Source organism: Clostridium sp. AF19-22AC (assembly GCF_003479085.1).
GTDB lineage: Bacteria > Bacillota > Clostridia > Lachnospirales > Lachnospiraceae > Faecalicatena_A > Faecalicatena_A orotica.
Genome location: NZ_QUGN01000022.1, coordinates 23,384 through 47,517 on the forward strand (window position 1 = coordinate 23,384; position 24,134 = coordinate 47,517).

Here is a 24,134-nt window from a genome sequence, read left to right on the forward strand (position 1 = left end):
CTTAAGCTACATAGGTCAGAGGTATCCGTACAGTAAATGTCGTCCCCTCCCCCTCATTGCTGTAGATTTTGACAGAACCCCTGTGTATGATAACCGCGTTTCTTGCAATGGCCAGTCCCAGGCCAGTCCCGCCCATTTCCCTTGAATGAGACTTGTCCACCCGGTAAAAACGTTCGAAAATATGAACCTGGTCCTCTTCCGGTATCCCGATTCCGGAATCTGCTACTTTTACATAAAAATACTTATGGTCTGCGTTCAGCGAGACGTGGACCCATCCGCCCTCATGGTTGTACTTGATTGCATTCTCTACAAGATTGGAGAAGGCGAGCGTCAGCTTCACCTCGTCAATCTCAGCCGTTACCGGCCGGAAACTTTCCAGCACCACTTCCACATTCTTCGTCTCTGCGATCGGCTTCAGCCTCTTCAGAATCAGTTCCAGCAATTCATTGATATTTACTGATTTGATATGAAGGTCTTTTGCAGTCTTGTCCATCTTAACAAGAGATAAAAGGTCCGTTATGATATCATTTTCCCTGTCGATTTCTTTTGCAATATCCCCCATGAATTCCTGATAAAGCTCGATTGGTACATCTTCCTGTGCAAGCAGGGAATCTGCAAGTACTTTCATGGATGTCAGCGGTGTCTTCAACTCGTGTGAGACGTTGGATACAAACTCTTCTCTGGACTGGTCCAGCTGCTTCAGACGTCCCAGCATCTTATTAAATGCCTCTGAAAGCTGTTTCGTCTCCGTAAATGTATTAACATGCAGTACTTCATCGTCATACCCTTCTGACACATCTGCAATGGATTCTGTAATTCTGCGCAGGGGTCTGACAATCCGTCCTGCAATAAAGAGACTGATGCCCAGCATCAGTATAATTACAATCCCGATAATGGCGCTGCCCTTCGTCCTGAGAATTTCCAGGCTGTCCTCGATCGTATCTGTCGATACGCTGGCAAGTATGACTCCCGATATCCGCTCTGAGTCTCCCTCCATGACAGGGGAGGTCACTGCTATGTACCGGTTTTCCTTGTCGTAAAAATTAGTACTGTGCCCTTTCATACAGCGGATGACGTCCTCAGACACGATCGTCTTCCCTTCATCCAGCGAATACGTGTCTTTTACGACCTGCAGATCATTATCTACGATCATCACACGCCCATTATAAATATTCGTTAACTGCGTTAAACTTGCATTGATAACTTCGGAAGACGTATCCGCCAGATAATTATAGCTGTTCAGCTGATTGCTTAGAATTGTACATTGATTCTGTATCTCTGCGGTCCTTAATGATACGGCTCTCGATTCATAGGATTTAATGATCCCGTTGTACGCGGCGAAACACGGTACAATGGATACTACGAGCAGCAGCACGATGATACAGAACCGCAGACTTTTTAAGAATTTACTGTTAAACCTGAAATGAAAACTACCCCTGGAAATAATAACCAACTCCCCACTTTGTATGTACATATTTCGGCTCGCTCGGATTCAGCTCGATCTTCTCACGCAGCCTCCTGATGTGTACATCCACTGTTCTTGCATCTCCGGGATAATCATAGCCCCAGATCAGATTCAGCAGGTTCTCCCTGCTGTATACCTTATTCGGATTCATTGCCAGCAGCTCCAGTACATCGAATTCTTTCGCTGTCAGATTGATCTCCCGCTCCCCGATAAATACCCTGCGGCTTTCGCAGTCGATCCTCATGGTGCCCTTCACGATTACTGTACTGTTGGCCGGTTCTTCTCTCTTTGCAGTTCTTCTCATGATTGCCTTGATGCGGGCTTTTACCTCCAGAATGTTGAATGGCTTTGTAATATAGTCGTCTGCACCGTATTCCAGTCCCAGAATCTTATCCATATCCTCACTTTTTGCCGTCAGCATTACAACCGGCATATCTGAAAATTCCCTGATCTGCTGGCAGACCTGAAATCCGTCCAGCTTTGGAAGCATTACGTCAAGAAGTACCAGATCGTACTCACAGTTCTTCGCATACTCTAGCGCCTCTTCGCCGTCATAGGCACAATCTACTTCCATGCCGTCCTGCTCAAGGCTGAAACGAATCCCTTTTACAATTAATTTTTCGTCATCTACTACTAAGATTTTCTTCTTGCCCATACTCCTCTTTCCCTTAACTCTTACATTGAGCGTGTTTGATCTATCATATGTACTGCTGTTTCCTGATTATACACTGAATACTCAAACACATTCTAGCCTGTAACTGTAATTTTGTCTTTTATTTTATTAAACACGCCGTCTTTGATTCCCTCAACATTCATCAGGTCCTCAATGGCCTGAAACCCTCCGTTCATTTCCCGGTAAGAAATGATGCTGTCTGCCTTGGCATCACCTATACCGGGCAGGGTCTTTAAGTCCTCTTTTCCAGCCGTATTAATATTTATCTTTCCCTCATCTTTCTGATCCGATCCCGTTACTTCCGGCACTTCGCCGTCTACAATCCCTTTTTCCAGTTCTTCCAGCGTTGGTATATAAATGCGCTCCCCATCCGTTACTGCCCTTGCCTGATTTAGTGATTCAGATGCAGCGTCAGCTCTTGTGCCGCCTGCCCGTGCAATCGCCTCATATACCCTGGCTTTGCCGGATAATTCATATACTCCCGGAGTGTTCACTGCGCCGCAGACATAAACAAAAACTGTGTCTTCATCTTTCTGTTCCACTGTACCGCCGTTCACAGCCCCTTCTGTTTCTTTTCCCTTCGTCTCTGCCTGACCCTGCCCGGTCTGTTCTAACTCAAGCTCCGTCAGATCATCTGCCTTTTCCTTCGCACACCCCGCCGTCAGGACTGCTGCGGCAGTGAATATACACAGAAATGTACAGATTCGTTTTAATCTCTTGCCCTTCATCTTATCCTCCCGTCTGAACCAGACGTTTAGAAATCCCCCAATGCCGGACATTAATATTGTAACGAATTATAGATTAAATTACAATACATATTTTTACGTTTTTGTTACATCTTTATTACAGCCTGCCCCGTCATTCCCACTGGAATATGGCGATTCCGATCAGTGCCAGTGCAAGTCCCCCGATTTTTCTCCAGTCCAGAGGTGCCTTATCCACTCCGAAAATACCGAGCAGTTCAATGACATATGCCACAATTAACTGTGCGATCACGATCAGAAGCGCGGCCTTCGCCGGTCCGAGTGCAGACATACTTTTGATGACTGTCCAAGTGATCCCCGCGCCGATCACCCCGCCCAGAAGCATATATTTCGGCTCTACTTTTGCAATTGCCGTTATGCTGTCCCGCCCTGTGATAAACCAGGCCACCAGACAGACCGCAAATGCAGACAGCTGCACCCATGCGTTGCCGACCCACATGCCGGTTGTTTTTGTCACCTGTGTGTTAAATACACCCTGCACACTCATCAATGCTCCTGAGAGCAGGGCAATAAAAAAACCAATCATTTTCTCATACCTCCTGCAGTTTTTATTCTGCGTGTCATAAGTAGTATGTCCCAATGAATGGTTTTTATAAGTATTTTTATCTTGAAGTATTTATCTTGTAAGAGCGCGTTTTAGGCGTTCAATCATCTCATCAACATGTTTTTCTTCCATGATTAACGGAGGGAGGAAACGGATTACATTGCCCTGCGCCTGTATCACAAGCAGTCCCTCCGCGATTGTTTTTTGATTGATTTCAGCAACAGGTATATTGAATTCCAGCCCCTGCATCAGTCCTTTTCCTTTTCTTCTGACAACACAGTCCAGTTCATCAACAAGCTCATCCAGCCGCTTCTCCAGATATGGTGCCACCTGCCTTACATGCTCAACAATGTGGTCCCTCTCGAAGATTTCAATGACCTTTTTCACGGCTGTGCAGGCCAGAGGATTTCCTCCGTAGGTCGCCCCGTGGTCTCCCGGTCTTAAAGAATATTCTGCAACTTCGTTTGTCATTGCAAAAGCTCCTACCGGGATGCCGTTCCCGATCGCCTTTGCCATCGTAACAATATCCGGTTTTACACCGAATCCCTGATAGGTGAAATAATCACCGGTACGTCCCATCCCGCACTGAATCTCATCGCAGATCATTAAAATACCGTTTTCATCACACAGTTCCCGGATGCCGTTCATAAATTCCCAAGAAGCCAGATTGATGCCGCCTTCCCCCTGAAGAGCCTCCAGAATAATGGCACACGTCTTATCATTTATAAGTTCCTTTACACTGTCCAGATCATTAAACTTTGCAAAACGTACGCCCGGCACAACCGGCTCGAATGGTTCCCGGTATGAGTCGTGTCCTGTAACCGACACGGCGCCGAAGCTCCTTCCGTGAAATGAATTTTCCATCGCGATAAACTCATATCTTCCCGTCTGCTTTGTATATGCGTATCTTCTCGCCGCCTTCAGCGCGCCTTCATTTGCCTCACTTCCACTGTTCGTAAAGAACACTCTGTCCATTCCTGAAATCCGGTTCAGCTCTTTGGCCGCCTCTCCGCAGTTCTCATGATAGTAAAGATTGGAGATATGGTAGATCTTGTCAATCTGTTCCTTCAGGGTATCATTCAGCTCTTTGTGATTATATCCGAGCCCGGTCACTGCAAACCCGGCGGCAAAGTCCAGATATTCCCTGCCGTCTGTATCATATACATACATGCCGTCTCCGCGCTCCAGTGCAACCGGAAAACGATTGTACACATGGATCAGATTCTCTTCTGAGGCCTGAATCTTTTTATTCACCATGATAATACCTGCTTTCTTCTCCATTTAAAATTGCGGTGCCGATCCCTCTGTTTGTGAAGATTTCCAACAGCAGACAGTGCGGAATCCGCCCGTCCAGAATATGCACCCTGGAAACCCCGTTCTCGATGGCATCAATACAGTTCTGCAGCTTCGGCAGCATACCGCCTCCAATGTATCCGTCAGCCATCAGTTTCTGGGCTTCATCAACCCTTAGTTCAGAGATTAACGTCTTCGGATCCTCCGGGTCCTTATAAACACCCTCAATATCCGTCAGAAAAGCAAGCTTCTCCGCTTTCACGGCACGCGCGATCGCACAAGCCGCGTCATCTGCATTGATATTGTATGTATTAAATTCATCATCCATTCCTACAGGGCATACGATCGGGAGGAAATCCTTTTCCAGAAGATCATATAAAATGTCTGCATTGACTTTCTTTACCTCACCGACAAAACCAATGTCCTCTCCGCCTGAAAGCTTCTTATCCACCCTGAGAAGCCCGCCGTCCTTGCCACTGATACCAATGGCACGGACACCCAGTTCCTCCACGTGCTGCACCAGACTCTTATTTACCTTGCCCAGCACCATCTCTGCGACTTCCATCGTATCTGCATCCGTCACACGCAGCCCGTTAATAAACTGCGGCTCCATGCCTACCTTGCCTACCCATTTGCTGATCTCCTTGCCGCCGCCATGCACAATAATCGGCTTAAAGCCAACCAGCTTCAGCAAAGTCACATCTTCAATAACCTGCTTTTTCAAGTCCTCATCAACCATAGCACTTCCGCCATATTTCACAACGATAATCTTACGATTAAAACGCTGGATGTACGGAAGCGCTTCAATCAAAACCTGCGCCTTGTCGAGGTATTGCTGCATATTCTCGTTCATAAAACCCTCCTTGCGGACGTAATATTTCTCATGTTTACTACGTCCCAAATTAACTTTTGTGGTGTACCAAAACGTCAAAAGTGGTGTACCAAAATGACTTAACTACGGTAATCTGCATTGATGTCGATGTATCCGTGGGTTAAGTCACACCCCCATGCAGTTGCTGTTTCTGCACCTTCTTTGATATCGGCAATTGCTGTTACTTCGGACTGAGAGAGTATTTCTGTTGCTTTCTCTTCGCTGTAAGCGATTGCTGTTCCATTTTCTATGATCTGTATTTTTCCTGCTTTGCTTTCAAAGAACAAGTCCACTTTTTCTGGTTCAAACTGTGCACCTGAGTATCCCATTGCACACAAGATTCGCCCCCAGTTTGCATCATGTCCTGCGATCGCGGTTTTTGTGAGATTGGAACAAACAATTGATTTCGCGAGAGTTTTTGCCTGAGTCTTGTCTGATGCACCCACTACTTTCACTTCAAACAATGCTGTCGCACCTTCACCGTCACCTGCTATTTTTTTTGCAAGATATTCGTTTACTATGTGAAGGGCTCCCGCAAATTTTTCATAATCTTTTGTTCCGTATTTGATTTTTTCGTTCTTAGCAAGCCCATTTGCGAGCAGCAGAACTGTATCATTTGTGGATGTATCACCATCTACAGAAATCATATTATAAGTCTCGCTGACGTCTTCACTTAATGCACTCTGCAGTGCTTTCTTTGAAATAACCGCATCGGTAGTAATAAAGGAAAGCATCGTACACATATTTGGATGAATCATCCCAGAGCCCTTTGCCATCCCGCCGATTGTTACTGTTTTACCGCCCACTTCAATTGTTACAGCAATTTCTTTTTCTGCTGTATCTGTAGTCATAATCGCTTTCGCTGCCTGCGTTCCGCTTTCAATATCTTTATTTTTGTTAACAGCAAGTTTTGCTATACCATTTTTTAATTTATCAATTGGAAGCTGCATGCCGATCACACCTGTTGAGCCGATCAGGACACCTTCTGCCTCTATGCCAAGTTCTTTTGCTGCGGCTTTTGCAGTTTCTTCGCAATAGCCATAACCATCTTCTCCTGTACAGGCATTGGCAATACCCGAATTTACAACGATTGCCTGTGATTTAATACCGTTTTCCACTACATTTTTGTCCCACTTAACAGGTGCTGCTTTTACAACATTTGTCGTAAATGTTCCTGCTGTCTTGCACGGTTTCTTACTATATATAAGTGCCATATCCGTACGGTCTTTATACTTAATCCCTGCTGCCACCGATGCTGCCTCAAATCCTTTTGCTGCGGTTACTCCGCCTTTAATAATTTTCATACTTTCCATTCCTTTCTTTACCCATTCAATTCGTACGTATTCAATAGTTAAAATAAAAACTTTAAAAAATTATTCGCTTTGATTAAAAGCTGTAATATTTTCCGTATTCAAAACAAAATCATAATAATTCAAATCCAGCCGCTCTGTCCATCCTATCGTATTCCAGAATGCATTTCCCACATCATTTTTTGTAAATGCAATCAGAGAAACCTTGCTGATTTCTTCCTTTTTTAATGCCTCCATAGCCATGACAACCATGCCTTTGCCAATACCGCGTCTTCGATATTCCCGATCCACACACACATGATACATACAACCCCTTCTGCCATCATGTCCGCATAAAATGCTACCGACAATCTTCCCGTCCTCCTCCGCAACCACACTCGTTGCCGGATTTCTCTTAAGAAAGCGTCTCACTCCCTCTCTGGAATCATCAATACTGCGAATGCCAAAACCCTTGATTGTCATCCACAGGGCATATACACCGTCATAGTCTTCTATTGTCATTACACGAATCATATTTATCCTCTCAATTCCAATCGGGTACACCACAATTTTCATTCCGGTACACCACTTCATTCATTTAGGGACACCACTTAACTCAATTGGGGACGTAGTAAACCTTAAAAAGATTACGTCCCCAATTAAGGGAACATTGGTACTAGTTCCAGCCCTTCTGTTTCTTTAAAGCCAAACATTAGGTTCATGTTCTGCACTGCCTGACCTGCCGCGCCTTTTACGAGGTTGTCGATAGCCCCCATCATGATGATACGTCCGGTTCTTTCGTCTATTTTGAAGTTTATGTCTACGTAATTGCTGCCTTCGACCCATTTTGTCTCGGGGCAGATATCTTTGTCGAGTACCCGGATAAATTTTTCGTCGGCATAGTATTTATCGTATATGGCCTTTACTTCTTCGTAGGTGACGTCTTTTTTTAGTTTTGCATATTCTGTTGCGAGGATTCCTCTGTTCATTGGGACCAGATGGGGGGTAAAATTCACAAGGATTTTTTCTCCTGCGGCATATCCCAGCTGTTCTTCTATCTCAGGGGTATGCCGGTGTGTTGCCACGCCATATGCCTTTATGTTTTCATTTACTTCACAGTAGAGGTTAGGAAGCTTTGCGCCTCTTCCGGCCCCTGAGGTTCCGGATTTCGCGTCTATGATCAGTGTGCTCATATCGATCAGGCCTTCTTTTGCCAGCGGATATGCAGTTAAGATCGAGCAGGTCGTATAGCATCCCGGATTGGCGACCAGCCGCGCTTTTTTTACATCTTCTCTGTTGATTTCACACAAACCGTATACAGCTTCTTCTATAAATTCCGGACTCTTGTGTTCAATCCCATACCATTTTTCATATACAGACACATCTTTGATTCTGAAATCTGCACTCAAATCTATAATCTTAACTTTTGAAAGAATTTCTTCATTTACAAGTGACGCACACAGTCCCTGGGGAGTTGCCGTAAAAATCACGTCTACCTGGCCAGCCAGTTCCTCCATATTATCGTCCATGCACACTGCGTCTACAATTTGAAACATGTTCTGATACACCTGTGCATATTTCTTGTCTATGTAACTTCTGGATCCATACCAGACGATCTCCACTTCTTTATGTGCTGTCAGGATTCTGACAAGTTCGCCGCCTGCATATCCTGTGGAGCCGATAATCCCTGCTTTAATCATAAGTACTACTTCCTTTCCTTTTCTAACTTATTATCATATACCACTTTTTGCATGAAGTAAAGTGTTTCCGGACTTCCCCTTGTTGCTGTGCACGCCCTTAGGGTGTAAACGGTAACATGAAAGAAAGACGTGTACAGTCCCCCTCTTCTGCATAATAGTTGTAATCACTCTGCATAAACATAAATAACACTTGCATAATTATACATCTGTATTGTATATTATGCAAGTGTTATTCGAAAAATTTTAATTTTAGTCAAATATTCGTTAAAAATTTTATCTGCGGATCTGGCCGCTGCCAAAAATGATATATTTTGTCGTCGTCAGTGCCTCCAGCCCCATAGGACCCCTTGCGTGCAGTTTTTGGGTGCTGATCCCGATCTCTGCCCCGAAGCCGAACTCAAAACCGTCTGTAAAGCGTGTGGAGGCATTTACATAGACTGCCGCTGCATCAATCTCATCCTGAAATCGCAGTGCATTGGCATAGCTCTCTGTAATAATCGACTCGGAGTGCCCTGTGTTATAAATGTTGATGTGTTTAATCGCTGCATCCAGTGATTCCACAACCTTAATTGAGATTACAGCGTCCAGATATTCTGTTCCCCAGTCCTCCTCAGATGCAGGTACAATTTCCCCACTCAGTGCGCAGGCAGTCTCATCCCCGCGGATTTCCACTGAGTGCAGTTTCAGCCTGCTTACAATCATCGGGATCACCTGCGCGGCCGCATGTTCGTGAATCACCAGCGATTCGCAGGCGTTGCATACTCCCATTCTCTGCGTCTTCGCATTCTCGATAATATCCACTGCCATGTTTAAATCAGCACCTTCATCTACATAAATATGGCAGTTTCCGGTTCCGGTCTCGATTACCGGTACTGTGCTGTTCTGGACCACGCTGGCAATCAGGCCCGCTCCACCCCTTGGAATGAGTACATCGATGAATCCGTGCAGTTTCATCATTTCATTGACGGTCTCCCGGCTTGTGTCCTCAACAAGCAAAATCAGATCCTGGGTCAGTTTCGCCTTCCTGAGCCCCTCCTTTACCGCATGGACGATTGCCTTATTCGAATGGATCGCATCGCTCCCACCTCTTAATATCACGGCATTCCCGGTTTTAAAGCAAAGCCCGAATGCATCAGCCGTGACATTTGGCCTGGACTCATAAATAATTCCCACGACCCCGAGCGGCACTCTTCTTTTCCCGATCCGTAGTCCGTTCGGCCGGTTCTTCATGGAAAGGACTTCCCCAGTCGGATCATCCAGAGCCGCAATCTGCCGCAGCCCTTCCGCCATATCCTGTACGCGGATTTCCGTGAGCCTGAGCCGGTCTACAAGCGAAGCCTTCATCCCACGCGCTTCTGCCCCGCTGACATCCTTTTCATTTTCCTGCAGAATGGCTTCCATCTCCAGAAGCAGTTCTTCTGCAACAGATAACAGTCCCTTATTCTTTTCATTCGTACTCAGCTTCCCTGCCTCTCTGGATGCCGTCTTTGCCCTACTGCCCAATGTTTCCATATAACTGCCCATAACTGCCTCCTGTCATAATCATCGAAAACTCCGTGGTATCCTGTTTCATCGTTACTGCCTGCCCCTTTGCAGACTCCCTGTCAGAAGGAAATCCCGGCTTCACAAAACCTTCTTTTTGCATTTCATTCCGGTATGCTTCGTCCTTTGGCCCTTCTTTCTTCTGCTTTTTAGCCTGTCTGCGGTACGTTGCACGTTCCGGAGCAAGTTCATTTTCTAATTCCCTGCCATGCTCTCTGGATAAAAACAGCGTGCCGATCTTCTTTCCTGCCATGATGTCATTGATTGAATAAATATTAGCCCCGTTTGCAATCACCATATCTGCACCCGATGCCGTCGCAATCTTTGCAGCATCAATCTTGGTAGACATCCCGCCCGTGCCTGTGTCATTCGAAGCCCCTTTCGCCATCTGCTCCAGCTTGTCGTCGATCCCGACTACCGTATGGATAAACCTCGCATTCGGATTCTTCTTCGGATCATCCGTATACAGGCCTTCAATGTCAGACATGAGGATCAGCAGGTCCGCATCTACCAGTTTTGCCACATATGCCGCAAGTGTGTCATTATCCCCGAAATTACCATATGACAGTTCATCCACAGATATTGCATCATTTTCGTTCACGATAGGCACGACATTCATCCTGAAGAGCTCGTCAAAGGTCTGTCTTGCATTCTTCCTGCATTCCTCGTTCGTTATGGATTCCTTCGTCAGCAGTACCTGTGCTGTCAGCTGGCTGTATTCGTTAAAAAGCTTTTCGTAGATCATCATAAGCCGCCCCTGGCCGACCGCGGCGCATGCCTGCTTAGCCGCCTCTGTCTCCGGCCGGCCGGAAAGCCCCAGTACATTTCTTCCAATACCGACCGCACCGGAGGAAACTACAATGACTTCCCTTCCCTTGTTTCTTAAGTTAATCAGAATCCTCACGAACTTCTCCAGTTTATCCAGATTGATATTTCCTGTCTCGTCATAGGTAACTGTCGTAGTTCCTACTTTTATCACAATTCTTTTTTTATTCCCTAAAATCTCTTTTCTATCCATAATGTTTAACCTTCCTCTTTTTCATTTCACTTATACTGATAAACCGCTGTATGCAAAAAGAGAGCCGGATATGCAGTCCGCCTCTCTTCTAAAGCCTGCCTTTTAAGACCTCCCAGAAACTGTAGGGAGATTCCAAAAAGAAAAAGGATAGAAGAAGCATATAGTCATCCTCCTATCCTTTGTATATGATCCATACAAGCATTCAGCACAACGATATCCTCTTTACTGCCAATATTCATTTTTATACTATGCGCATACCCCAAGGGGACTCGGAACGCACGGCACAAAAACAACACTGTCGCAAAGTGGCAGAGTCTGATTAAACCGGTTCATGATGTCAAGGCTGTTACTTTTTGCTTTCATCACTACAACTCCAATCATTCGTGTGGTCTTCTTGTTTCAAATTCATTTTGTGACAGTTAACTGTCAGACTGTATGCAGATGCATATTCAGCGCATCCTTTTGCATCAGTTGTTTTTATTTTACCCGCATTTCATGATTTGTCAAGCGATTTCCTGCATTTTTTCAGTCATTCAAAACTAGACGTCAGTCTAAATGAACTCCGGTCTATCTGCGTATTTCCGCTGTTTAAGATATATACGGAAAAATCGTTTTTATTTAATACACCACAAATTTTCTTTTTATGAATTAGAAACCTGTTTTCTTTTCCCGGACTTTGCTTTTGGTTCCGGCAGTTCCATCAATGTCCGCTCTGTCAGTTCTTTTAAGAATGCAGTATCCTCGAGTTCTTCCACCAGATACATCCCCGGTCTGCCTCCATGCGGTGCCGCCGGAACTGCCTCCGGCATCATCTCATGTCCTGCCTGCGTCATTTTTACATAAAACTGATTCCCCTCCACTGTTCCAAAAAACTTCCCGTCACACCAGAGTCCATATTCACCAAACAGCTTCTTATAGCTGATATTTCCGGCTTCATGCAGCTGTTCTGCAACATATTCCACGAATTCTAATGTTGATGCCATACATATCCCCTTTCTAAAGCAGGTATTATCTTCTCGCAAAACTGATGCCTGTCCTATATTATTTAATCCCGATATAGACGTGTATCACCGCATTTTCTACATCTTTATTCTGATACTCTTCAAAATCGCATACGAACGTGCGGTCAAGGTCCATTGCCCAGAGGTTCTTCCAGAATTTTGCAATTTCTGCGTGCAGGTCCCCTGTTACAACGAACTTCGCATATTTTCCGGCCGGAATCATAAACAGGCTGGTTCCCTCTGGCAGTGCTCCGGATCCATCCACCTCGCAGGCAACGGTAATATCATAGTCGGACTTTTCGTCTCCTTCATATCCGGAATAAATGCCAAGTGACTTTCCATTGACCATCCCCGTAATGTGCGGATAGGCTTCCTGATAAAAACGCTGCCACAGCCCGCCGATCACCTGCGTCATATCCGGTGCAAAGTTATTCGTTCTGGCACGCAGCCCCGCTACCTTTTTCTCCTCTAATTCTACAATTTCGTATTCCATTTATTTAGCCTTACCTTTCTGTTTGATAGATTCAGGATAACATGGGAAACACGACAACTGCATGTCATCATTATTCTCCGGATTCATATTTTTTCTGCATACTACAAAGCAGTTTCTTCAATTCTTCTCTCAGCCCCACCGGCTCCAGCAGTTCTGCGTGATCCGCGAAACTTAAAATCCAGCCGAAAATGCTCTCTTTATCCATAAATCCAAACTGAAACAGCAGTCTTCCATCCTCCTGTACCTGAAAGCTCTCCGGCCCGTATTCTTCAATCAGCCTCCATTTAAAAGATGGCTCGAACAGTGCTTTCACAGAGACCAAAGCCGGAAAGACAGTTTCCTTTTCTATTTTGAACTCCGGAAGTTCCCTCGCTTCAAACTTCTCACCGGTACTTTTCACTTCCGGCATCCGGTTCAGTTTAAACATTCTGTAATCCCGTCTCTTCGGACAATACCCCCACACATACCAGGATGCCCATTGAAACACAAGAAGATAAGGCTCTATCTTTCGTTTTCCCTCCGTGCCGGATGCATAATATTCGAACTCGATCAGCTCTTTTCTCTCAATTGCCGCCTGAATCAGCTCTATCTTTGGCGCAAGCGAGCTCTTATACCAGGAGGACAGGTCGATCAGAATATGCTGGCTGGATGTAAGGATTTCTGAATGCTCCGGGGAAAGCTTGTCCATAAGCTGCTGGTAACGGCTGCTTCCGGCCACACTGTCCAGACTTCTCAGCCCGGCCAGAATTGCCTGCATGTCAGAGGATGTCAGAAGCGTTTTGTCGATACTGTAACCGTCCATGATGGAAATCCCGCCGCCGGCCCCCTGTGTCGTAACAAGTGGTATCCCCGCCCTGCAAAGTGCCTCGATGTCCCTGTTTATAGTTCTTCTGGATACTTCAAACTTCCCGGCAAGATAAGGCGCCGTCACCTTTTTCTGCTGGAGCAGGATGGATAGAATCCCGATCAAACGGTCAATCTTCATAGGTTATTCTTCTCCTTTATACCTCTTCAGGAACTTTTGAAAAGCCTCATCTTCTTTGATAAACTCCATATCTTTATCCTCCTGAAGTTCTGCCGCCAGATTCTTCAGAAACCTGCGGCCAAACTCCTGACGTCTTTCGCCCCCTTCTTTCTCGCTGATATGGCTGTACAGCAGGGAATCACAGGGCTTCCATTTCTTTTCCAACGCCGGGAACATTTTCTTCAGGACACGCATGACTTCTTCTTTGTCTTGTTTTTTTACTGCCAGTGTAAATTCCGCCGCACAGGCAGAATAGTCCCACATTTCAAATACGTTAACTGTCTGTACCATTTTCCCGGCAAAATATTCTGCATCCGAAATCCGCTCTTCCTCCAGCGCGATATCCATCAGCATAAACAGGCTGGAATAGATATCATTCGCCGCCGCAAGAATTTTATTCTCAGTAAGCCGGGCCGCCTCTGCATAATTTCCCTGCCGGAAATACAGCCTTGCCAGCAGCTGGTTTTTATCCGGGAAATTCCGTTCCGGCAAAAGTTCTAATTTTTCCCGCGCTTCCTCATACTCCCCGCGGTTCATCAGTTTTGAGGCAAGCATTGAGACCGCCTGCATGCGGGCAGCTTCATTTTTCCCACGAGCCGCGCGCTCATAGAGACCTTCAATTTCATCCAGATACCTCTGCCTTTCTCCCTCATCCCCGGCGCCGTCTGCAAACATCGTCAGGCCGCCCTCAAGAGTAGCTGCCATCGTGTAAAGCAGCATACCGCTGTTCGGGAATCTTCGTATTTTCTCCATTGCCGCCGTATATCCCGCAGAAAAACCTTCTTTCATGATGCAGTCGGATATCTGGCTGCACCATACACCGATTTCCTGATCTGTGAGATCCTCCTCAAAAGAAAGCAGCGTATTTAAATCCACCTCCAGAAGCCTTGCCAGCGCCGGCAGTATCATGATATCCGGGCAGGTCATCCCGCGCTCCCATTTATTGAATGCAGAGGCCGAAATCCCAAGCCTCCCGGCCGCCTGTTCCTGTGTGAGTCCCTGTTCCTTCCTTTTTTCCCTGATAATTTCATGTATCCTCATGATGATTCCTCCTGTTGTTTTTTACGTTTTTGTCGAAACATTCAGATCTATCCTGTCCCTGTCATCATCATATCAGACTGTTAAGCCTCAAAACAACGGAGGATCATTCATATTTATGCCGCAAATATTAACGTGCATTCAGGTATCTCTGTATTTATACGATCTTTACCCCGAGTAATTTCGCAATCTCGGCAGCCTGAAACATATTAATCTTCATCCCGGCCAGTTCCTTATAGCTGTCCGATACCATAATACTCTCTATTACACTGTCGGAAAAATCTATACCTCTTAAAATCGTCCTGAAAAAATCTACTTTCGTGAAATCCGATTTGATAAACTGTGATTTCTTCAGCTTCACTTCCGAAAAAAAAGCCTCCTGAAAGCTGCAAAGCTCTGCCCTGCTTGCCTCCCAGAGGCTGCCCCCGAAATTCGCCAGCGGCATCTGGCATTCCAGCAGCTTCACATGTTTCAGCACCGCATGGTCAAACATGCTGCCATTCCCTTTACATCCTGACACTTCGCAGTTTTTCCAGTAACTCCCCGTAAAACGGCAGTTGGAAAAATCACATTTATCAAAACAGGACTGGTAAAAACCTGCACCTGTAAAATCACAATCGACAAACCTGCAACGCTCAAATCTGACCGATACAAACTCCACTTTACTGGCATTGACCCCCGTCAGTACTTCTTCTGTAAATTCCCGGTTTTCAACAGGCATCTCATCCATACCGGCATATTGTATTTCTTCTGTCAGCATCCTCTACAATCCTTCTCTTTTTTGTTCTGCCGCATTCTCCTTCGCGGTCCTGTAATCTGCATTTCCATGTTCACTGGCACTCTGCTGTGGGTCCTTATGAAGTTCGGCATTCGCTTCCATCATACCGTCCCTGACTGCCTTTTTGACGACAAAATACAAAAGTACAAAAAGTCCTCCAACAATAACTACAACAAACGCAAACGCTAATATATGGTACAGCATTCCAAACATATACATCATTTATTCTCTCCTGTCCGGCATATTAATTACAAGCTTTTTTGTAAATCTGGTACATATCTTCCTCCTCCAGAACTTTTACACAGCCTATCGTCCTTCTGCCCCAGAAACTGCACTTGCGGGCCAGCTCTTTCATCTGCTCTTCTGTCGGTTCAATCCCAAGTTCTTTCATTGATACCGGCATGTGAATAAAACGGTAGAAATCCTCCATTGCCTCGATCCCCAGCAAAGCCGTCTGCATATCATCCCCGGCAGCTTTCACACCCATAACATTGACTGCGAATTGTGCAAAACGTTCCGGTCCTGCATCCACCACGTATCTTGCCCAGCTTCCCCATATAGCCGCCAGTCCGGCTCCGTGCGCCACATCGAACATTCCGCCCAGCTCATGCTCCAGCTGGTGGCTGGCCCAGTCGCCTCCATCCGTCCCGCAGCCGGTCAGTCCGTTGTGTGACAAACTTCCCGCCCACATCACTTCCGCCCTTGCGTCATAATTTTCCGGGTCGTTCAGCAGAATTTTGGCATTTTTCATCACCGTGCGAAGCAGATGCTCACTGATACCGTCCGTCAGTTCCATATTGTCTGCATGATTCAGATAGCGTTCCATTGTATGCATCATAATATCCACACAGCCGCTCATGGTCTGGTATTGTGGAAGCGTCATCGTCAGTTCCGGGTTCATGATGGCGAACTTCGGCCTGCAGTAATTACTGCTGTACCCCCTTTTTACCCAGCCGTCTTCATTGGTAATCACGGAGGAATCACTCATCTCCGATCCTGCTGCCGCAATCGTAAGGATGACACCTACTGGAAGGCAGGCCGATGCATTCCTCTTTTTCTCATAGAAATCCCATACATCGCCCTCATTCGTCACACCATACCCGATCGCTTTTGCAGAGTCAATCACACTGCCGCCGCCCACCGCGAGGATAAAGTCAACCCCTTCTCTTTTGCACAGTTCAATCCCTTCATATACAAGGGATAAATGCGGGTTCGGTACAACTTTGCCAAGTGAAACATATGCAATTCCCGCTTCATCCAGTGACTGGTAAATGCGGTCAAGCAGTCCGCTTCTTTTTACACTTCCGCCGCCATAGTGGACCAGCACTTTTTTACAACCATATTCCTGAACCAGAGCCCCCGTGTTTTCCTCTGTTCCTTTTCCAAATACGACCTTTGTCGGTGTATAATACTGAAATTGATTCATGATTCATCCCTCCTGACGTCTGTCCTGCGTTCCTGTCTTACTCGTTTACGATCTCAATCTGGCACACTTTCATCGCCTCCAGTGCCTGCTTATGCGTCTCTGGGGTAACTCCCGCACAGCAGGAAGCATCCACGATTACCGGGACATCCGGCAGATATGCCTTTATCAGCAGGGCATTGGAAATCACACAGATATCTGTACAGAGTCCGACCAACGTAACGCTTTCAACCGGTTCCCCGCTGATATCACACGCCCGCAGAACCTGCCCCAGCCTGGTACTGCCAAAAGACGGCTTGTCGATCGGCTCTTCTTTTATGAGTGCCGCAATCTGCGGATGTAACTGCCAGCCTTCTGTCCCCCTGACGCAGTGTACAACCGGAAGGTGCTTTCCTTCCTCACTGTCTAGATAATCTGCCTCATGGGTATCACGCGTAGCCAGAATCCTGCCGTCAAACGTACGGATCTTTTCTATCACTCCCGGCACGATCTGCTGTGCTTCCTTTGTCCCGAGCGCCCCATCTATAAAATCCTTCTGCATATCAACTACTACTAATATTTTCATCACTGCCACCTTCCAGTCATCGCATCTGGTAAACCTGTATCAACTCTTCCTGCGCAGCAACACGCTCCAGTCCTATTATACGAAAAACAATGTGTTCCTCCACACCGGGCCGGGCAGGTCTTGAAAAACAGCATACCGGCTGGCTGCCATTTTCTGATTCTCCCACCTTCGTTTTCCCTGCCAGAAAGACAGATACCGGCCCGTCCCCGCCTCTTTTGGCCGCAATAAAGACAGCAGCCGGTCCTTCGGAGCCTCCGATGACAGACAGGCCGCCCTCTTCTTTGCAGCCGCCCGGACCGGAATCTTCAAACCGGAGATTACTGTCGAATAAAATGTGTTCCTCTCCTGACAATGCCGGGACAACATAAGCCTTTCCTGCATAAAACGGACGGATTCCGGGAAGCTCTGCCAGCTCTATATCGTAAATAACCACTTCGTGCCGCGCCCCTGTCAACGGATGGACAAATGTCCCCCGGCCTTCCCCGCCCGGCTTCACTTCCATCTCCAGATCCAGAACCTCTGTCCGCCTAAGCTCCCTCGTTTGTATCCTGATCTCTGTCAGAACGTGTTTCGTCCAGTCTTCCTGCGTTTTCAGCGAAACACGCTGGCAGAAAAAACAGTTTTCATTTTCCAGATATTCAGGATAGGCTTCTTTTATCCTCAGGACCACACGTTTCTCCATCTCTCCTGTATATTCCGGGTCATATCCCGTACTGCTGTATGCTATCTCTTCCTTTTCACAGCAGCCATTCAGCCAGATACACGCAATGTCTACATTATGGTATGGGTTATTCTGGGTAATTTCAAGAATCCGGGCATCCGAAAGTTCTTCGGGCTTCTCTTCACATTCCGCATACCTGTCCCGGTACTCCTTCATAACGCGTTCATCCATCACGGTCAGAATGTCAAACACAATTCCCTCTTCAAAGCAGTAAACAACAGGAATAACCCGGTCAAGTCCACCGGCTCTGAATCTTGCATTTACAGGCTGGATGAAGCTGCATTCCTCTTCTCCCTGTTCCATCCATAACGAACAATCAAAAAATACCTGCATGTTTCCTCCCTCTTTGATGTCTGCCGCTTCTCTAAAAGAACTTTTTAATTTCTGGAAAGTACTCGAATTCCGCCTTTCCGATGATATCCGACTTCTTCACATACTTGTTCAGCCAGAACCGGGAATCCCATGAATTATTCCGGTTATCACCCATCATAAAATAAGAATCCGCCGGAACCTGAAACGGCCCGAAATCATGTTCAAACCGTATCTTAATATATGGTTCTTCCAGCTTCTTCCCATCGATATAGACCGTACCGTCTTTCCCTTCAATGGTTTCCCCGGGAAGTGCGAGAATCCGCTTCATATATTCTTTCCCCAGATCGTCCGGGCAGTTAAATGTAACAATATCCCCGCGTTCCGGATCATGGAATAAATATGCCTGCCGGTTTACGAGCACACGGCTTCCTGTCATAACCGTACTTTCCATAGAGCCGGAAGTGACCTGTGCATTTACGATCAGTGTCCTGTTTACAACGAAAACAAATGCCACGGCTATCGCTATCACCTTCAGATACTCCAGCAGTTCATGCAGAATCTCATCTCTTTTTATATCTTTCTTCATAAATCCCCTAACCTTCAATGTCCTTTATCAGTTTCTCCACACTTTCCCTGCTCGTTGCCCAGCTCGTGCAGATACGGACGGCACTGTGGGCTTCATCCACGCGCTCCTGATAACAGAAACTATAGTTTTTCCCTAATTCTGCAAGCTTTACATCCGGCAGGATCACGAATATCTGGTTTGTCGGATTCTCAACCAGAAACGGATAACCGGCTTTTTTGCAGGCATCGCGGATCTCCTCTGCCAGTTCATTCGCATGTCTGGAAATCTCGAAATAGAGTCCGTCTTCCAAAAGGGCCAGAAACTGTACCCCGAGAAGCCTTCCCTTGGCAAGCATCCCGCCTTTCTGCTTGATCATATAGCGGAAATCCTCTTTCAGCGCCGGATTCGAAATGACAACCGCTTCCCCGAACAGCGCGCCAACCTTTGTCCCCCCTATATAAAATACATCACACAGCTTCGCAATCTGTTCCAGATCCAGATCATTCTCTTTCGAAGTCAGGCCATATCCAAGCCTTGCGCCATCCATAAACAGATAAAGCCCGTTCTTCCTGCACACCTGTGAAAGAGCCTCCAGCTCTGCCATACTGTAGATGGTCCCGAGTTCTGTCGGGTTGGATATGTATACCATCTTCGGCTGGACCATATGTTCAAAACTGTCTTCCTCCACATGGCTTCTGTATGCATCTTCCACCTGTTTTGCCGTAATCTTCCCATCCACAGACGGAAGTGAGAGCACCTTATGTCCGGTAGATTCAACCGCACCTGTCTCATGGACATTGATATGCCCTGTATCAGCCGATAATACCCCCTGATGCGGGCGCAGCGCCGCGGAGATTACCGTCATATTAGCCTGTGTGCCGCCTACCAGGAACTGTACCATCAGGCTGTCATCCTTACAAAGCCTGCAAATCAGCTTCCTGGCCTGCCCGCAGTATTCATCCTCCCCATATCCGGCAGTCTGTTCCATATTCGTTTTGCTCAGTCTTTCCAGCACTTTCTCATGAGCGCCCTCGTTATAATCACAATTGAAATAAATCATCTGCGTTCTCCTCTCGGTAGTAATAACCTGATTATACTACTCACGCAGGAAGTTTTCCATAAGAAATTAACAGAACCGGGGAAGTCCCCGCTTATGTCTCTTTGACATAGAAGCGGGAGACTTCCCCGGTCCGGTTAAAACACGGAAAATGGCTGCGTAATCATTCCACGTGTCCTGTTCCCTATAGTTTTTTCTTATTGAAAGCTGCACATGCCGCGATGATGCATATGGCAATTCCCGCTGCCGCCACAATCATCGGTTTAATCAGGCTTCCACTTTCCAACTGGCCCTGCATCAGTGGCGTCCCTCCATTTGCCAGCTGTATCGGGTTGTAATCCTGTACGTCAGGCAGCATATTCAGAAGGATCTGGATGACGACCAAAGCCCCGGTAAAGAGCAGTGTTCCGTAAGATGACCGGACCAGAACCCCGCCCAGTACGGTTATCGCCGTAAGCAGGATGCCGAATACCCACAACGCCGTAATTGCCTCAGCAAGTCCGGGCGTATTCACGGTCTTCCTCCAGAAATACCATGTGTAGCCATAAGCCACACCAAAACATAACAGATATGCGCCCGTCCATAACAGTGCGGCAGCCGTAAACTTAGAAAGGATGACGGTCTTCCTTGAAAGTCCTTTTGTCAGAATGTGGATCAATGTTCCTCTGGAGTACTCTCCTGCCATGATTCCACTCAGCAGAATGACCAGAACAAAGGCACCGATCTGGGAAATATTTTTTAGAAACTGCATCCAGGAATCCAGTGCCGCAGGTTCTGTAATTGTAATCTCAATTCCCGCCGGCATGAACTGGCTAATGATCTCCGGCATAAATTTGGCCGCCAGCGGGCTTGAAATTCCAAACAGAAGGAATACCAGTCCGATTACCAGCAGTTTGTATGTTCTTGTATATTCGGTAAATTCTTTTGCTGTAAATGCTGCATATGCCCTCATTGTATCGCCTCCATAAATAATCCCTCCAATGATGGTTCCAGTATCTCCAGACGGGAAGGCAAAAGCCGGGTCTCGTTAAGTCCGCGGATGATTTCCGCCTCTGCCTGCTCTATATCTTTTGTATGAATGATGATCTGGCTCCCTTCACGCTTCGACTGCTTCAGTAGTTGTCTGAACAAAGGTTCCTCCATGAACCGGTCCATGCTTTCTTTCCTTGTAAATTCTATAAGCAGGCTGTTTTTCCTGTGTCTTTCTTTAATTTCACCGAGAGTCCCTTCCATAACCGTCTTCCCGTCATTCAATACAGCCACCCTGTCGCAGATCCTCTCTACATCTGAAAGTACATGTGTTGAAAAGATCACCGTTGTCTTTTCCCTGACTTGTTCCATAATATCCAGCACTTCGCGGCGCCCGACAGGATCAAGTGCCGAAGTAGGTTCATCACAGATCAAAAGCTTTGGCTCGTTAAACAGCGCCTGTGCAATTCCGAGACGCTGTTTCATCCCTCTGGAGAAACCGCCAATTCTCTTTTTTACACCTTTTAGTCCCGTGAGTTCTAAAAGTTCCTCACTCTTCCTCATAATCTGTTTGTCTGTCATTCCTGTGATGCGGCCGCAGAGTCTTAAATACTCTTTTGGTGTCATGTAACTGTAGAACTCCGGCACATCCGGCAGATAACCGACAAACCTGTTTGTACTGGTCTGGCCGTATTCCACTTTTTCACCCAGCACACGGACCTCCCCGGCATCTGCCTTCAGAAGTCCCAGTACGATTTTCATAGTAGTCGTTTTTCCTGCACCGTTTTTTCCGAGAAATCCAAAAACGGAATGCTCCGGTACCACTATGTTTAACCCGTCCAGAACCTGATGGACACCAAACTTTTTTCTCAGGCCTTCTATTTCAAGTATGTTCATTCCTCTTCCCCTCTTCCGATTACAAAATAAATGATGGGTCCGATCATCTGTCCGAATACGATCACAAGAATCCATATGATTCTGTTTCCGAAACGGTAATGCGGATGGCGAAGTGCATGGACAAGCGCCGTCAGCATTAAAACTAATTGTATGATAATCACCGGTAAAAGGACCGGTAAATATTCCATAAGTGTACTCATAATTTCTACCTCCTGATTTTCCTTCTGAAGCCTGTTAGATGAATCATGTATACGGCTGATTTATCAAACACGCCCTAATTCGTTCTGCCGCAATATTCCTCAAGACGCTTTACAAGATGCCGGTATCTGGCATTGTCTTTTAAACATGCAAATACCGGGTTTTCCGCAACGGTCCCAAGAACACTCTGCCTCACGACTGCCTCACTGCGGGGCGGCTCTTTTCCAAGAGTCAGGTTCGACAGCCAGTTGTCAATCTTGTCAAAATATTCATCCCCATGCAGCTCGAGTGCATGTTCCTGATTTAGAAAAACATTTACATACCTCTCTAGTATATCCACCGCATCTTCCGGCCTTTTTACAATGCAGTAATGCTGTGCAAATGACAGATATACCTGCGCCATGACATTGAAATGCAGTTTGTCAATCTGGTAGATTTCCATAACCTTAAGAGTTCGCCGGATCACTTCATCTGCCTTCGCAGGTGATTCTGTTTCCCAGGAAACCAGCAGTGCCGAATCTCCCACAAACATCAGAAGATGCTGGTACATGCTGACCTGAAGCGCCTCCCTTGCCTTCTCCATGTCACCTTTCATCTGGAAAGCCTGAGCCTGCATCTCCGCATCCTGCATAATCGCATGAACCTCACCTCCCAGCAGGTCCAGAACCTCCTGCGGATTTTCCATCATAAGGTAACACCCTCCTTTTGTGATGACTGCCTCTTTTACAAGCTGGACTTCGCCGCAGTCTTCGATGACACAGTCCAAAAGTGTGATGGCTTCCTCCAGAATCTCCTTTGGGGCCGGCGCCAGTGGAACGTGGTTGACGTATAGTACCGCCATCTGTAGAAGCAATTGGAAACAGGAATGATATTTTTTGACATATTCATCGCATTCCGCCTTTACCACTTCAAATGGTTCACTGCTGAACCTTTTCGCAAGCCTGTGATATAGCTTTTCAATATCCTGCTTTATCATCTGCGGCTCGTAGCCGAGAAGTTCATCTACGCTCATATTGAAATAAGCAGCCATTACCGGAAGCAGCGTAATATCCGGATAGCTCTGCCCTTTCTCCCACTTGTTGACCGCCGGTGCAGAGACACCGAGATACCTTGCAAGCTCCTCCTGCGTCAGCCCTCTTTCCTTTCTCTGTTTCCGGATAATTTCGTGTATTTTCATAATCATGCCTCCCAAAACGGTTTAAAATTATGCCGCTTTTCTTTTTGTATTTTCTTCCTTTCTGGTTACAGAATAGCAGACACCGGGATAACCCACAATGGATTAATCGTTAAATTCCATTAACAAAATTAACCAATGGTTAATCCCCAGATTATGATGCCGCCAAAAAGGTCTTATAATTTCTATCAAACCCGCGTAAGTTTTATTTTTCTGAGGTGTTTACTTAATATGAAAGGAGCTAATCTCCTCACCACCTTTAGCTTTTTTCCATCACTAAAGAGAGCTCAGAATCATCCGATTCCGGGCTTGTTTTATTTCACTACATTTTAAGCAGAGGTGTTTTTTATGAAGAAGAGAGGCTGCATAATCATACTCATTGGGATTTTCCTTATTATCATTACGAAGCTCACACCGGATTACATCATTGTAACCGACCGGAGTACATTATCCGACACAGGAAAAGACGTAGAACTGAATGTGGTTGAATATAAAATCTGGCTGACAGAGGACGCTGCCCGGAAAATCGCAGTGGAGCATGCGAGAATCAATGGCGTACCCGACTCACTTGTAATCAATATGTACCATTCCCGTATGTGCCTGAAAAATGGCCATAAATATAAAACAATTAAAGTGCATTATACCGATTCCGACTCCCGGCATAAGCAGTTATAATAAAAGAAGGAGCATTATAAAATGACCAGATCCGGTCATTTTATAACACTCCGCCCACATGTATGTGGTGTCTATTCATCAAAAT

The 24,134-nt window shown here is 46.3% G+C and carries 28 protein-coding genes; 1 reads left to right on the plus strand and 27 read right to left on the minus strand.

What is annotated here, in order from left to right; translation table 11 throughout:
- Position 1 precedes the first annotated feature (1 nt).
- The 27 genes from DWX43_RS20560 to DWX43_RS20685 all read right to left on the minus strand — a co-directional run bounded on the left by DWX43_RS20560 (position 2) and on the right by DWX43_RS20685 (position 23,377).
- Positions 2-1,474, minus strand: a complete 1,473-nt coding sequence (locus DWX43_RS20560) for an ATP-binding protein (RefSeq protein WP_118621664.1) — start codon at positions 1,472-1,474, stop codon at positions 2-4.
- Positions 1,431-2,120 carry a response regulator transcription factor gene (locus tag DWX43_RS20565; protein WP_109733099.1) on the minus strand — a complete coding sequence of 230 codons (690 nt, stop codon included), beginning with the start codon at positions 2,118-2,120 and terminating at the stop codon, positions 1,431-1,433. Before DWX43_RS20565 ends, DWX43_RS20560 begins: the two co-directional genes overlap by 44 nt.
- Before the next feature lie 92 nt (positions 2,121-2,212).
- Complete coding sequence (locus tag DWX43_RS20570) at positions 2,213-2,866, minus strand: helix-hairpin-helix domain-containing protein (RefSeq protein WP_118621665.1); 654 nt, start codon at positions 2,864-2,866, stop codon at positions 2,213-2,215.
- 130 nt (positions 2,867-2,996) lie between these two features.
- Positions 2,997-3,428: a DMT family transporter gene (locus DWX43_RS20575; RefSeq protein ID WP_109733097.1), complete on the minus strand. Its 432-nt coding sequence runs from the start codon at positions 3,426-3,428 to the stop codon at positions 2,997-2,999.
- Between the two features lie 90 nt (positions 3,429-3,518).
- Positions 3,519-4,703, minus strand: a complete 1,185-nt coding sequence (locus tag DWX43_RS20580; RefSeq protein ID WP_182440777.1) for an aspartate aminotransferase family protein — start codon at positions 4,701-4,703, stop codon at positions 3,519-3,521.
- The gene (gene argB, locus DWX43_RS20585) at positions 4,693-5,592 is read right to left on the minus strand and encodes an acetylglutamate kinase (RefSeq protein WP_118621666.1); all 900 of its coding nucleotides are present in this window, start codon (positions 5,590-5,592) and stop codon (positions 4,693-4,695) included. Before argB ends, DWX43_RS20580 begins: the two co-directional genes overlap by 11 nt.
- 98 nt (positions 5,593-5,690) lie before the next feature.
- The gene (gene argJ / locus DWX43_RS20590) at positions 5,691-6,914 is read right to left on the minus strand and encodes a bifunctional glutamate N-acetyltransferase/amino-acid acetyltransferase ArgJ (protein WP_118621667.1); all 1,224 of its coding nucleotides are present in this window, start codon (positions 6,912-6,914) and stop codon (positions 5,691-5,693) included.
- Between the two features lie 69 nt (positions 6,915-6,983).
- Entirely contained in the window at positions 6,984-7,433 is a 450-nt protein-coding gene (locus DWX43_RS20595; RefSeq protein ID WP_109733209.1) for a GNAT family N-acetyltransferase, read from the minus strand.
- Between the two features lie 125 nt (positions 7,434-7,558).
- On the minus strand, positions 7,559-8,599 hold the full coding sequence (gene argC, locus DWX43_RS20600) for an N-acetyl-gamma-glutamyl-phosphate reductase (protein ID WP_118621668.1): 1,041 nt from the start codon (positions 8,597-8,599) through the stop codon (positions 7,559-7,561).
- 273 nt (positions 8,600-8,872) lie between these two features.
- On the minus strand, positions 8,873-10,123 hold the full coding sequence (locus DWX43_RS20605; RefSeq protein ID WP_118621669.1) for a glutamate-5-semialdehyde dehydrogenase: 1,251 nt from the start codon (positions 10,121-10,123) through the stop codon (positions 8,873-8,875).
- The gene (gene proB, locus DWX43_RS20610; protein WP_109733092.1) at positions 10,092-11,159 is read right to left on the minus strand and encodes a glutamate 5-kinase; all 1,068 of its coding nucleotides are present in this window, start codon (positions 11,157-11,159) and stop codon (positions 10,092-10,094) included. The genes DWX43_RS20605 and proB overlap by 32 nt, the downstream gene beginning before the upstream one ends.
- Positions 11,160-11,405: 246 nt before the next feature.
- Entirely contained in the window at positions 11,406-11,540 is a 135-nt protein-coding gene (locus DWX43_RS27580) for a hypothetical protein (protein ID WP_278321136.1), read from the minus strand.
- Between the two features lie 260 nt (positions 11,541-11,800).
- Entirely contained in the window at positions 11,801-12,142 is a 342-nt protein-coding gene (locus DWX43_RS20615; protein WP_118621670.1) for a TfoX/Sxy family protein, read from the minus strand.
- Between the two features lie 58 nt (positions 12,143-12,200).
- Complete coding sequence (locus DWX43_RS20620; RefSeq protein ID WP_109733090.1) at positions 12,201-12,653, minus strand: GyrI-like domain-containing protein; 453 nt, start codon at positions 12,651-12,653, stop codon at positions 12,201-12,203.
- A 70-nt stretch (positions 12,654-12,723) separates the two neighbouring features.
- Positions 12,724-13,638, minus strand: coding sequence for a YafY family protein (locus DWX43_RS20625; protein ID WP_118621671.1), 915 nt, complete (start codon positions 13,636-13,638; stop codon positions 12,724-12,726).
- Between the two features lie 3 nt (positions 13,639-13,641).
- Entirely contained in the window at positions 13,642-14,718 is a 1,077-nt protein-coding gene (locus DWX43_RS20630) for a helix-turn-helix transcriptional regulator (RefSeq protein ID WP_118621672.1), read from the minus strand.
- A gap of 154 nt (positions 14,719-14,872) precedes the next feature.
- Positions 14,873-15,475 (minus strand): pentapeptide repeat-containing protein, encoded by a 603-nt coding sequence (locus tag DWX43_RS20635; RefSeq protein ID WP_118621673.1) that lies wholly within the window; start codon positions 15,473-15,475, stop codon positions 14,873-14,875.
- A 3-nt stretch (positions 15,476-15,478) separates the two neighbouring features.
- Positions 15,479-15,715 (minus strand): DUF6019 family protein, encoded by a 237-nt coding sequence (locus tag DWX43_RS20640; protein ID WP_118621674.1) that lies wholly within the window; start codon positions 15,713-15,715, stop codon positions 15,479-15,481.
- 22 nt (positions 15,716-15,737) lie between these two features.
- The gene (locus DWX43_RS20645; protein ID WP_118621675.1) at positions 15,738-16,919 is read right to left on the minus strand and encodes an iron-containing alcohol dehydrogenase; all 1,182 of its coding nucleotides are present in this window, start codon (positions 16,917-16,919) and stop codon (positions 15,738-15,740) included.
- 37 nt (positions 16,920-16,956) lie between these two features.
- Positions 16,957-17,481, minus strand: coding sequence for an isochorismatase family cysteine hydrolase (locus tag DWX43_RS20650; RefSeq protein WP_109733084.1), 525 nt, complete (start codon positions 17,479-17,481; stop codon positions 16,957-16,959).
- Positions 17,482-17,497: 16 nt separating this feature from the next.
- On the minus strand, positions 17,498-18,535 hold the full coding sequence (locus DWX43_RS20655) for a hypothetical protein (RefSeq protein ID WP_118621676.1): 1,038 nt from the start codon (positions 18,533-18,535) through the stop codon (positions 17,498-17,500).
- Between the two features lie 31 nt (positions 18,536-18,566).
- Entirely contained in the window at positions 18,567-19,100 is a 534-nt protein-coding gene (gene lepB, locus DWX43_RS20660) for a signal peptidase I (protein ID WP_118621677.1), read from the minus strand.
- 7 nt (positions 19,101-19,107) lie between these two features.
- Positions 19,108-20,139, minus strand: coding sequence for a low specificity L-threonine aldolase (locus tag DWX43_RS20665; RefSeq protein ID WP_118621678.1), 1,032 nt, complete (start codon positions 20,137-20,139; stop codon positions 19,108-19,110).
- 181 nt (positions 20,140-20,320) lie between these two features.
- Positions 20,321-21,088, minus strand: coding sequence for an ABC transporter permease (locus tag DWX43_RS20670; RefSeq protein ID WP_109733080.1), 768 nt, complete (start codon positions 21,086-21,088; stop codon positions 20,321-20,323).
- Complete coding sequence (locus DWX43_RS20675; protein ID WP_118621679.1) at positions 21,085-22,002, minus strand: ABC transporter ATP-binding protein; 918 nt, start codon at positions 22,000-22,002, stop codon at positions 21,085-21,087. Before DWX43_RS20675 ends, DWX43_RS20670 begins: the two co-directional genes overlap by 4 nt.
- Positions 21,999-22,202 (minus strand): PLD nuclease N-terminal domain-containing protein, encoded by a 204-nt coding sequence (locus DWX43_RS20680; RefSeq protein WP_118621680.1) that lies wholly within the window; start codon positions 22,200-22,202, stop codon positions 21,999-22,001. Before DWX43_RS20680 ends, DWX43_RS20675 begins: the two co-directional genes overlap by 4 nt.
- Before the next feature lie 74 nt (positions 22,203-22,276).
- Positions 22,277-23,377: a helix-turn-helix transcriptional regulator gene (locus DWX43_RS20685; RefSeq protein ID WP_181368812.1), complete on the minus strand. Its 1,101-nt coding sequence runs from the start codon at positions 23,375-23,377 to the stop codon at positions 22,277-22,279.
- A gap of 345 nt (positions 23,378-23,722) precedes the next feature.
- Between DWX43_RS20685 and DWX43_RS20690 the strand changes: the two genes are divergently transcribed.
- The gene (locus tag DWX43_RS20690) at positions 23,723-24,049 is read left to right on the plus strand and encodes a hypothetical protein (protein ID WP_118621681.1); all 327 of its coding nucleotides are present in this window, start codon (positions 23,723-23,725) and stop codon (positions 24,047-24,049) included.
- The last annotated feature ends 85 nt before the right edge of the window (positions 24,050-24,134 follow it).

What these genes read in the sequence shown, in the direction of transcription:
- argB (WP_118621666.1), bottom strand. Translation starts at nt 5,592, where the DNA reads ATGAACGAGAATATGCAGCAATACCTCGACAAGGCGCAGGTTTTGATT.
- DWX43_RS20650 (WP_109733084.1), bottom strand. Translation starts at nt 17,481, where the DNA reads ATGAAAATATTAGTAGTAGTTGATATGCAGAAGGATTTTATAGATGGG.
- DWX43_RS20620 (WP_109733090.1), bottom strand. Translation starts at nt 12,653, where the DNA reads ATGGAATACGAAATTGTAGAATTAGAGGAGAAAAAGGTAGCGGGGCTG.
- DWX43_RS20675 (WP_118621679.1), bottom strand. Translation starts at nt 22,002, where the DNA reads ATGAACATACTTGAAATAGAAGGCCTGAGAAAAAAGTTTGGTGTCCAT.
- DWX43_RS20570 (WP_118621665.1), bottom strand. Translation starts at nt 2,866, where the DNA reads ATGAAGGGCAAGAGATTAAAACGAATCTGTACATTTCTGTGTATATTC.
- DWX43_RS20580 (WP_182440777.1), bottom strand. Translation starts at nt 4,703, where the DNA reads ATGGTGAATAAAAAGATTCAGGCCTCAGAAGAGAATCTGATCCATGTG.
- DWX43_RS20575 (WP_109733097.1), bottom strand. Translation starts at nt 3,428, where the DNA reads ATGATTGGTTTTTTTATTGCCCTGCTCTCAGGAGCATTGATGAGTGTG.
- DWX43_RS20625 (WP_118621671.1), bottom strand. Translation starts at nt 13,638, where the DNA reads ATGAAGATTGACCGTTTGATCGGGATTCTATCCATCCTGCTCCAGCAG.
- DWX43_RS20670 (WP_109733080.1), bottom strand. Translation starts at nt 21,088, where the DNA reads ATGAGGGCATATGCAGCATTTACAGCAAAAGAATTTACCGAATATACA.
- DWX43_RS20595 (WP_109733209.1), bottom strand. Translation starts at nt 7,433, where the DNA reads ATGATTCGTGTAATGACAATAGAAGACTATGACGGTGTATATGCCCTG.
- DWX43_RS20685 (WP_181368812.1), bottom strand. Translation starts at nt 23,377, where the DNA reads ATGAAAATACACGAAATTATCCGGAAACAGAGAAAGGAAAGAGGGCTG.
- DWX43_RS20635 (WP_118621673.1), bottom strand. Translation starts at nt 15,475, where the DNA reads ATGCTGACAGAAGAAATACAATATGCCGGTATGGATGAGATGCCTGTT.
- argC (WP_118621668.1), bottom strand. Translation starts at nt 8,599, where the DNA reads ATGATTAAAGCAGGGATTATCGGCTCCACAGGATATGCAGGCGGCGAA.
- DWX43_RS20630 (WP_118621672.1), bottom strand. Translation starts at nt 14,718, where the DNA reads ATGAGGATACATGAAATTATCAGGGAAAAAAGGAAGGAACAGGGACTC.
- DWX43_RS20690 (WP_118621681.1), top strand. Translation starts at nt 23,723, where the DNA reads ATGAAGAAGAGAGGCTGCATAATCATACTCATTGGGATTTTCCTTATT.
- DWX43_RS20665 (WP_118621678.1), bottom strand. Translation starts at nt 20,139, where the DNA reads ATGATTTATTTCAATTGTGATTATAACGAGGGCGCTCATGAGAAAGTG.
- DWX43_RS20640 (WP_118621674.1), bottom strand. Translation starts at nt 15,715, where the DNA reads ATGATGTATATGTTTGGAATGCTGTACCATATATTAGCGTTTGCGTTT.
- DWX43_RS20605 (WP_118621669.1), bottom strand. Translation starts at nt 10,123, where the DNA reads ATGGGCAGTTATATGGAAACATTGGGCAGTAGGGCAAAGACGGCATCC.
- DWX43_RS20565 (WP_109733099.1), bottom strand. Translation starts at nt 2,120, where the DNA reads ATGGGCAAGAAGAAAATCTTAGTAGTAGATGACGAAAAATTAATTGTA.
- argJ (WP_118621667.1), bottom strand. Translation starts at nt 6,914, where the DNA reads ATGAAAATTATTAAAGGCGGAGTAACCGCAGCAAAAGGATTTGAGGCA.
- DWX43_RS20645 (WP_118621675.1), bottom strand. Translation starts at nt 16,919, where the DNA reads ATGAATCAATTTCAGTATTATACACCGACAAAGGTCGTATTTGGAAAA.
- lepB (WP_118621677.1), bottom strand. Translation starts at nt 19,100, where the DNA reads ATGAAGAAAGATATAAAAAGAGATGAGATTCTGCATGAACTGCTGGAG.
- DWX43_RS20655 (WP_118621676.1), bottom strand. Translation starts at nt 18,535, where the DNA reads ATGCAGGTATTTTTTGATTGTTCGTTATGGATGGAACAGGGAGAAGAG.
- proB (WP_109733092.1), bottom strand. Translation starts at nt 11,159, where the DNA reads ATGGATAGAAAAGAGATTTTAGGGAATAAAAAAAGAATTGTGATAAAA.
- DWX43_RS27580 (WP_278321136.1), bottom strand. Translation starts at nt 11,540, where the DNA reads ATGATTGGAGTTGTAGTGATGAAAGCAAAAAGTAACAGCCTTGACATC.
- DWX43_RS20615 (WP_118621670.1), bottom strand. Translation starts at nt 12,142, where the DNA reads ATGGCATCAACATTAGAATTCGTGGAATATGTTGCAGAACAGCTGCAT.
- DWX43_RS20680 (WP_118621680.1), bottom strand. Translation starts at nt 22,202, where the DNA reads ATGAGTACACTTATGGAATATTTACCGGTCCTTTTACCGGTGATTATC.
- DWX43_RS20560 (WP_118621664.1), bottom strand. Translation starts at nt 1,474, where the DNA reads ATGTACATACAAAGTGGGGAGTTGGTTATTATTTCCAGGGGTAGTTTT.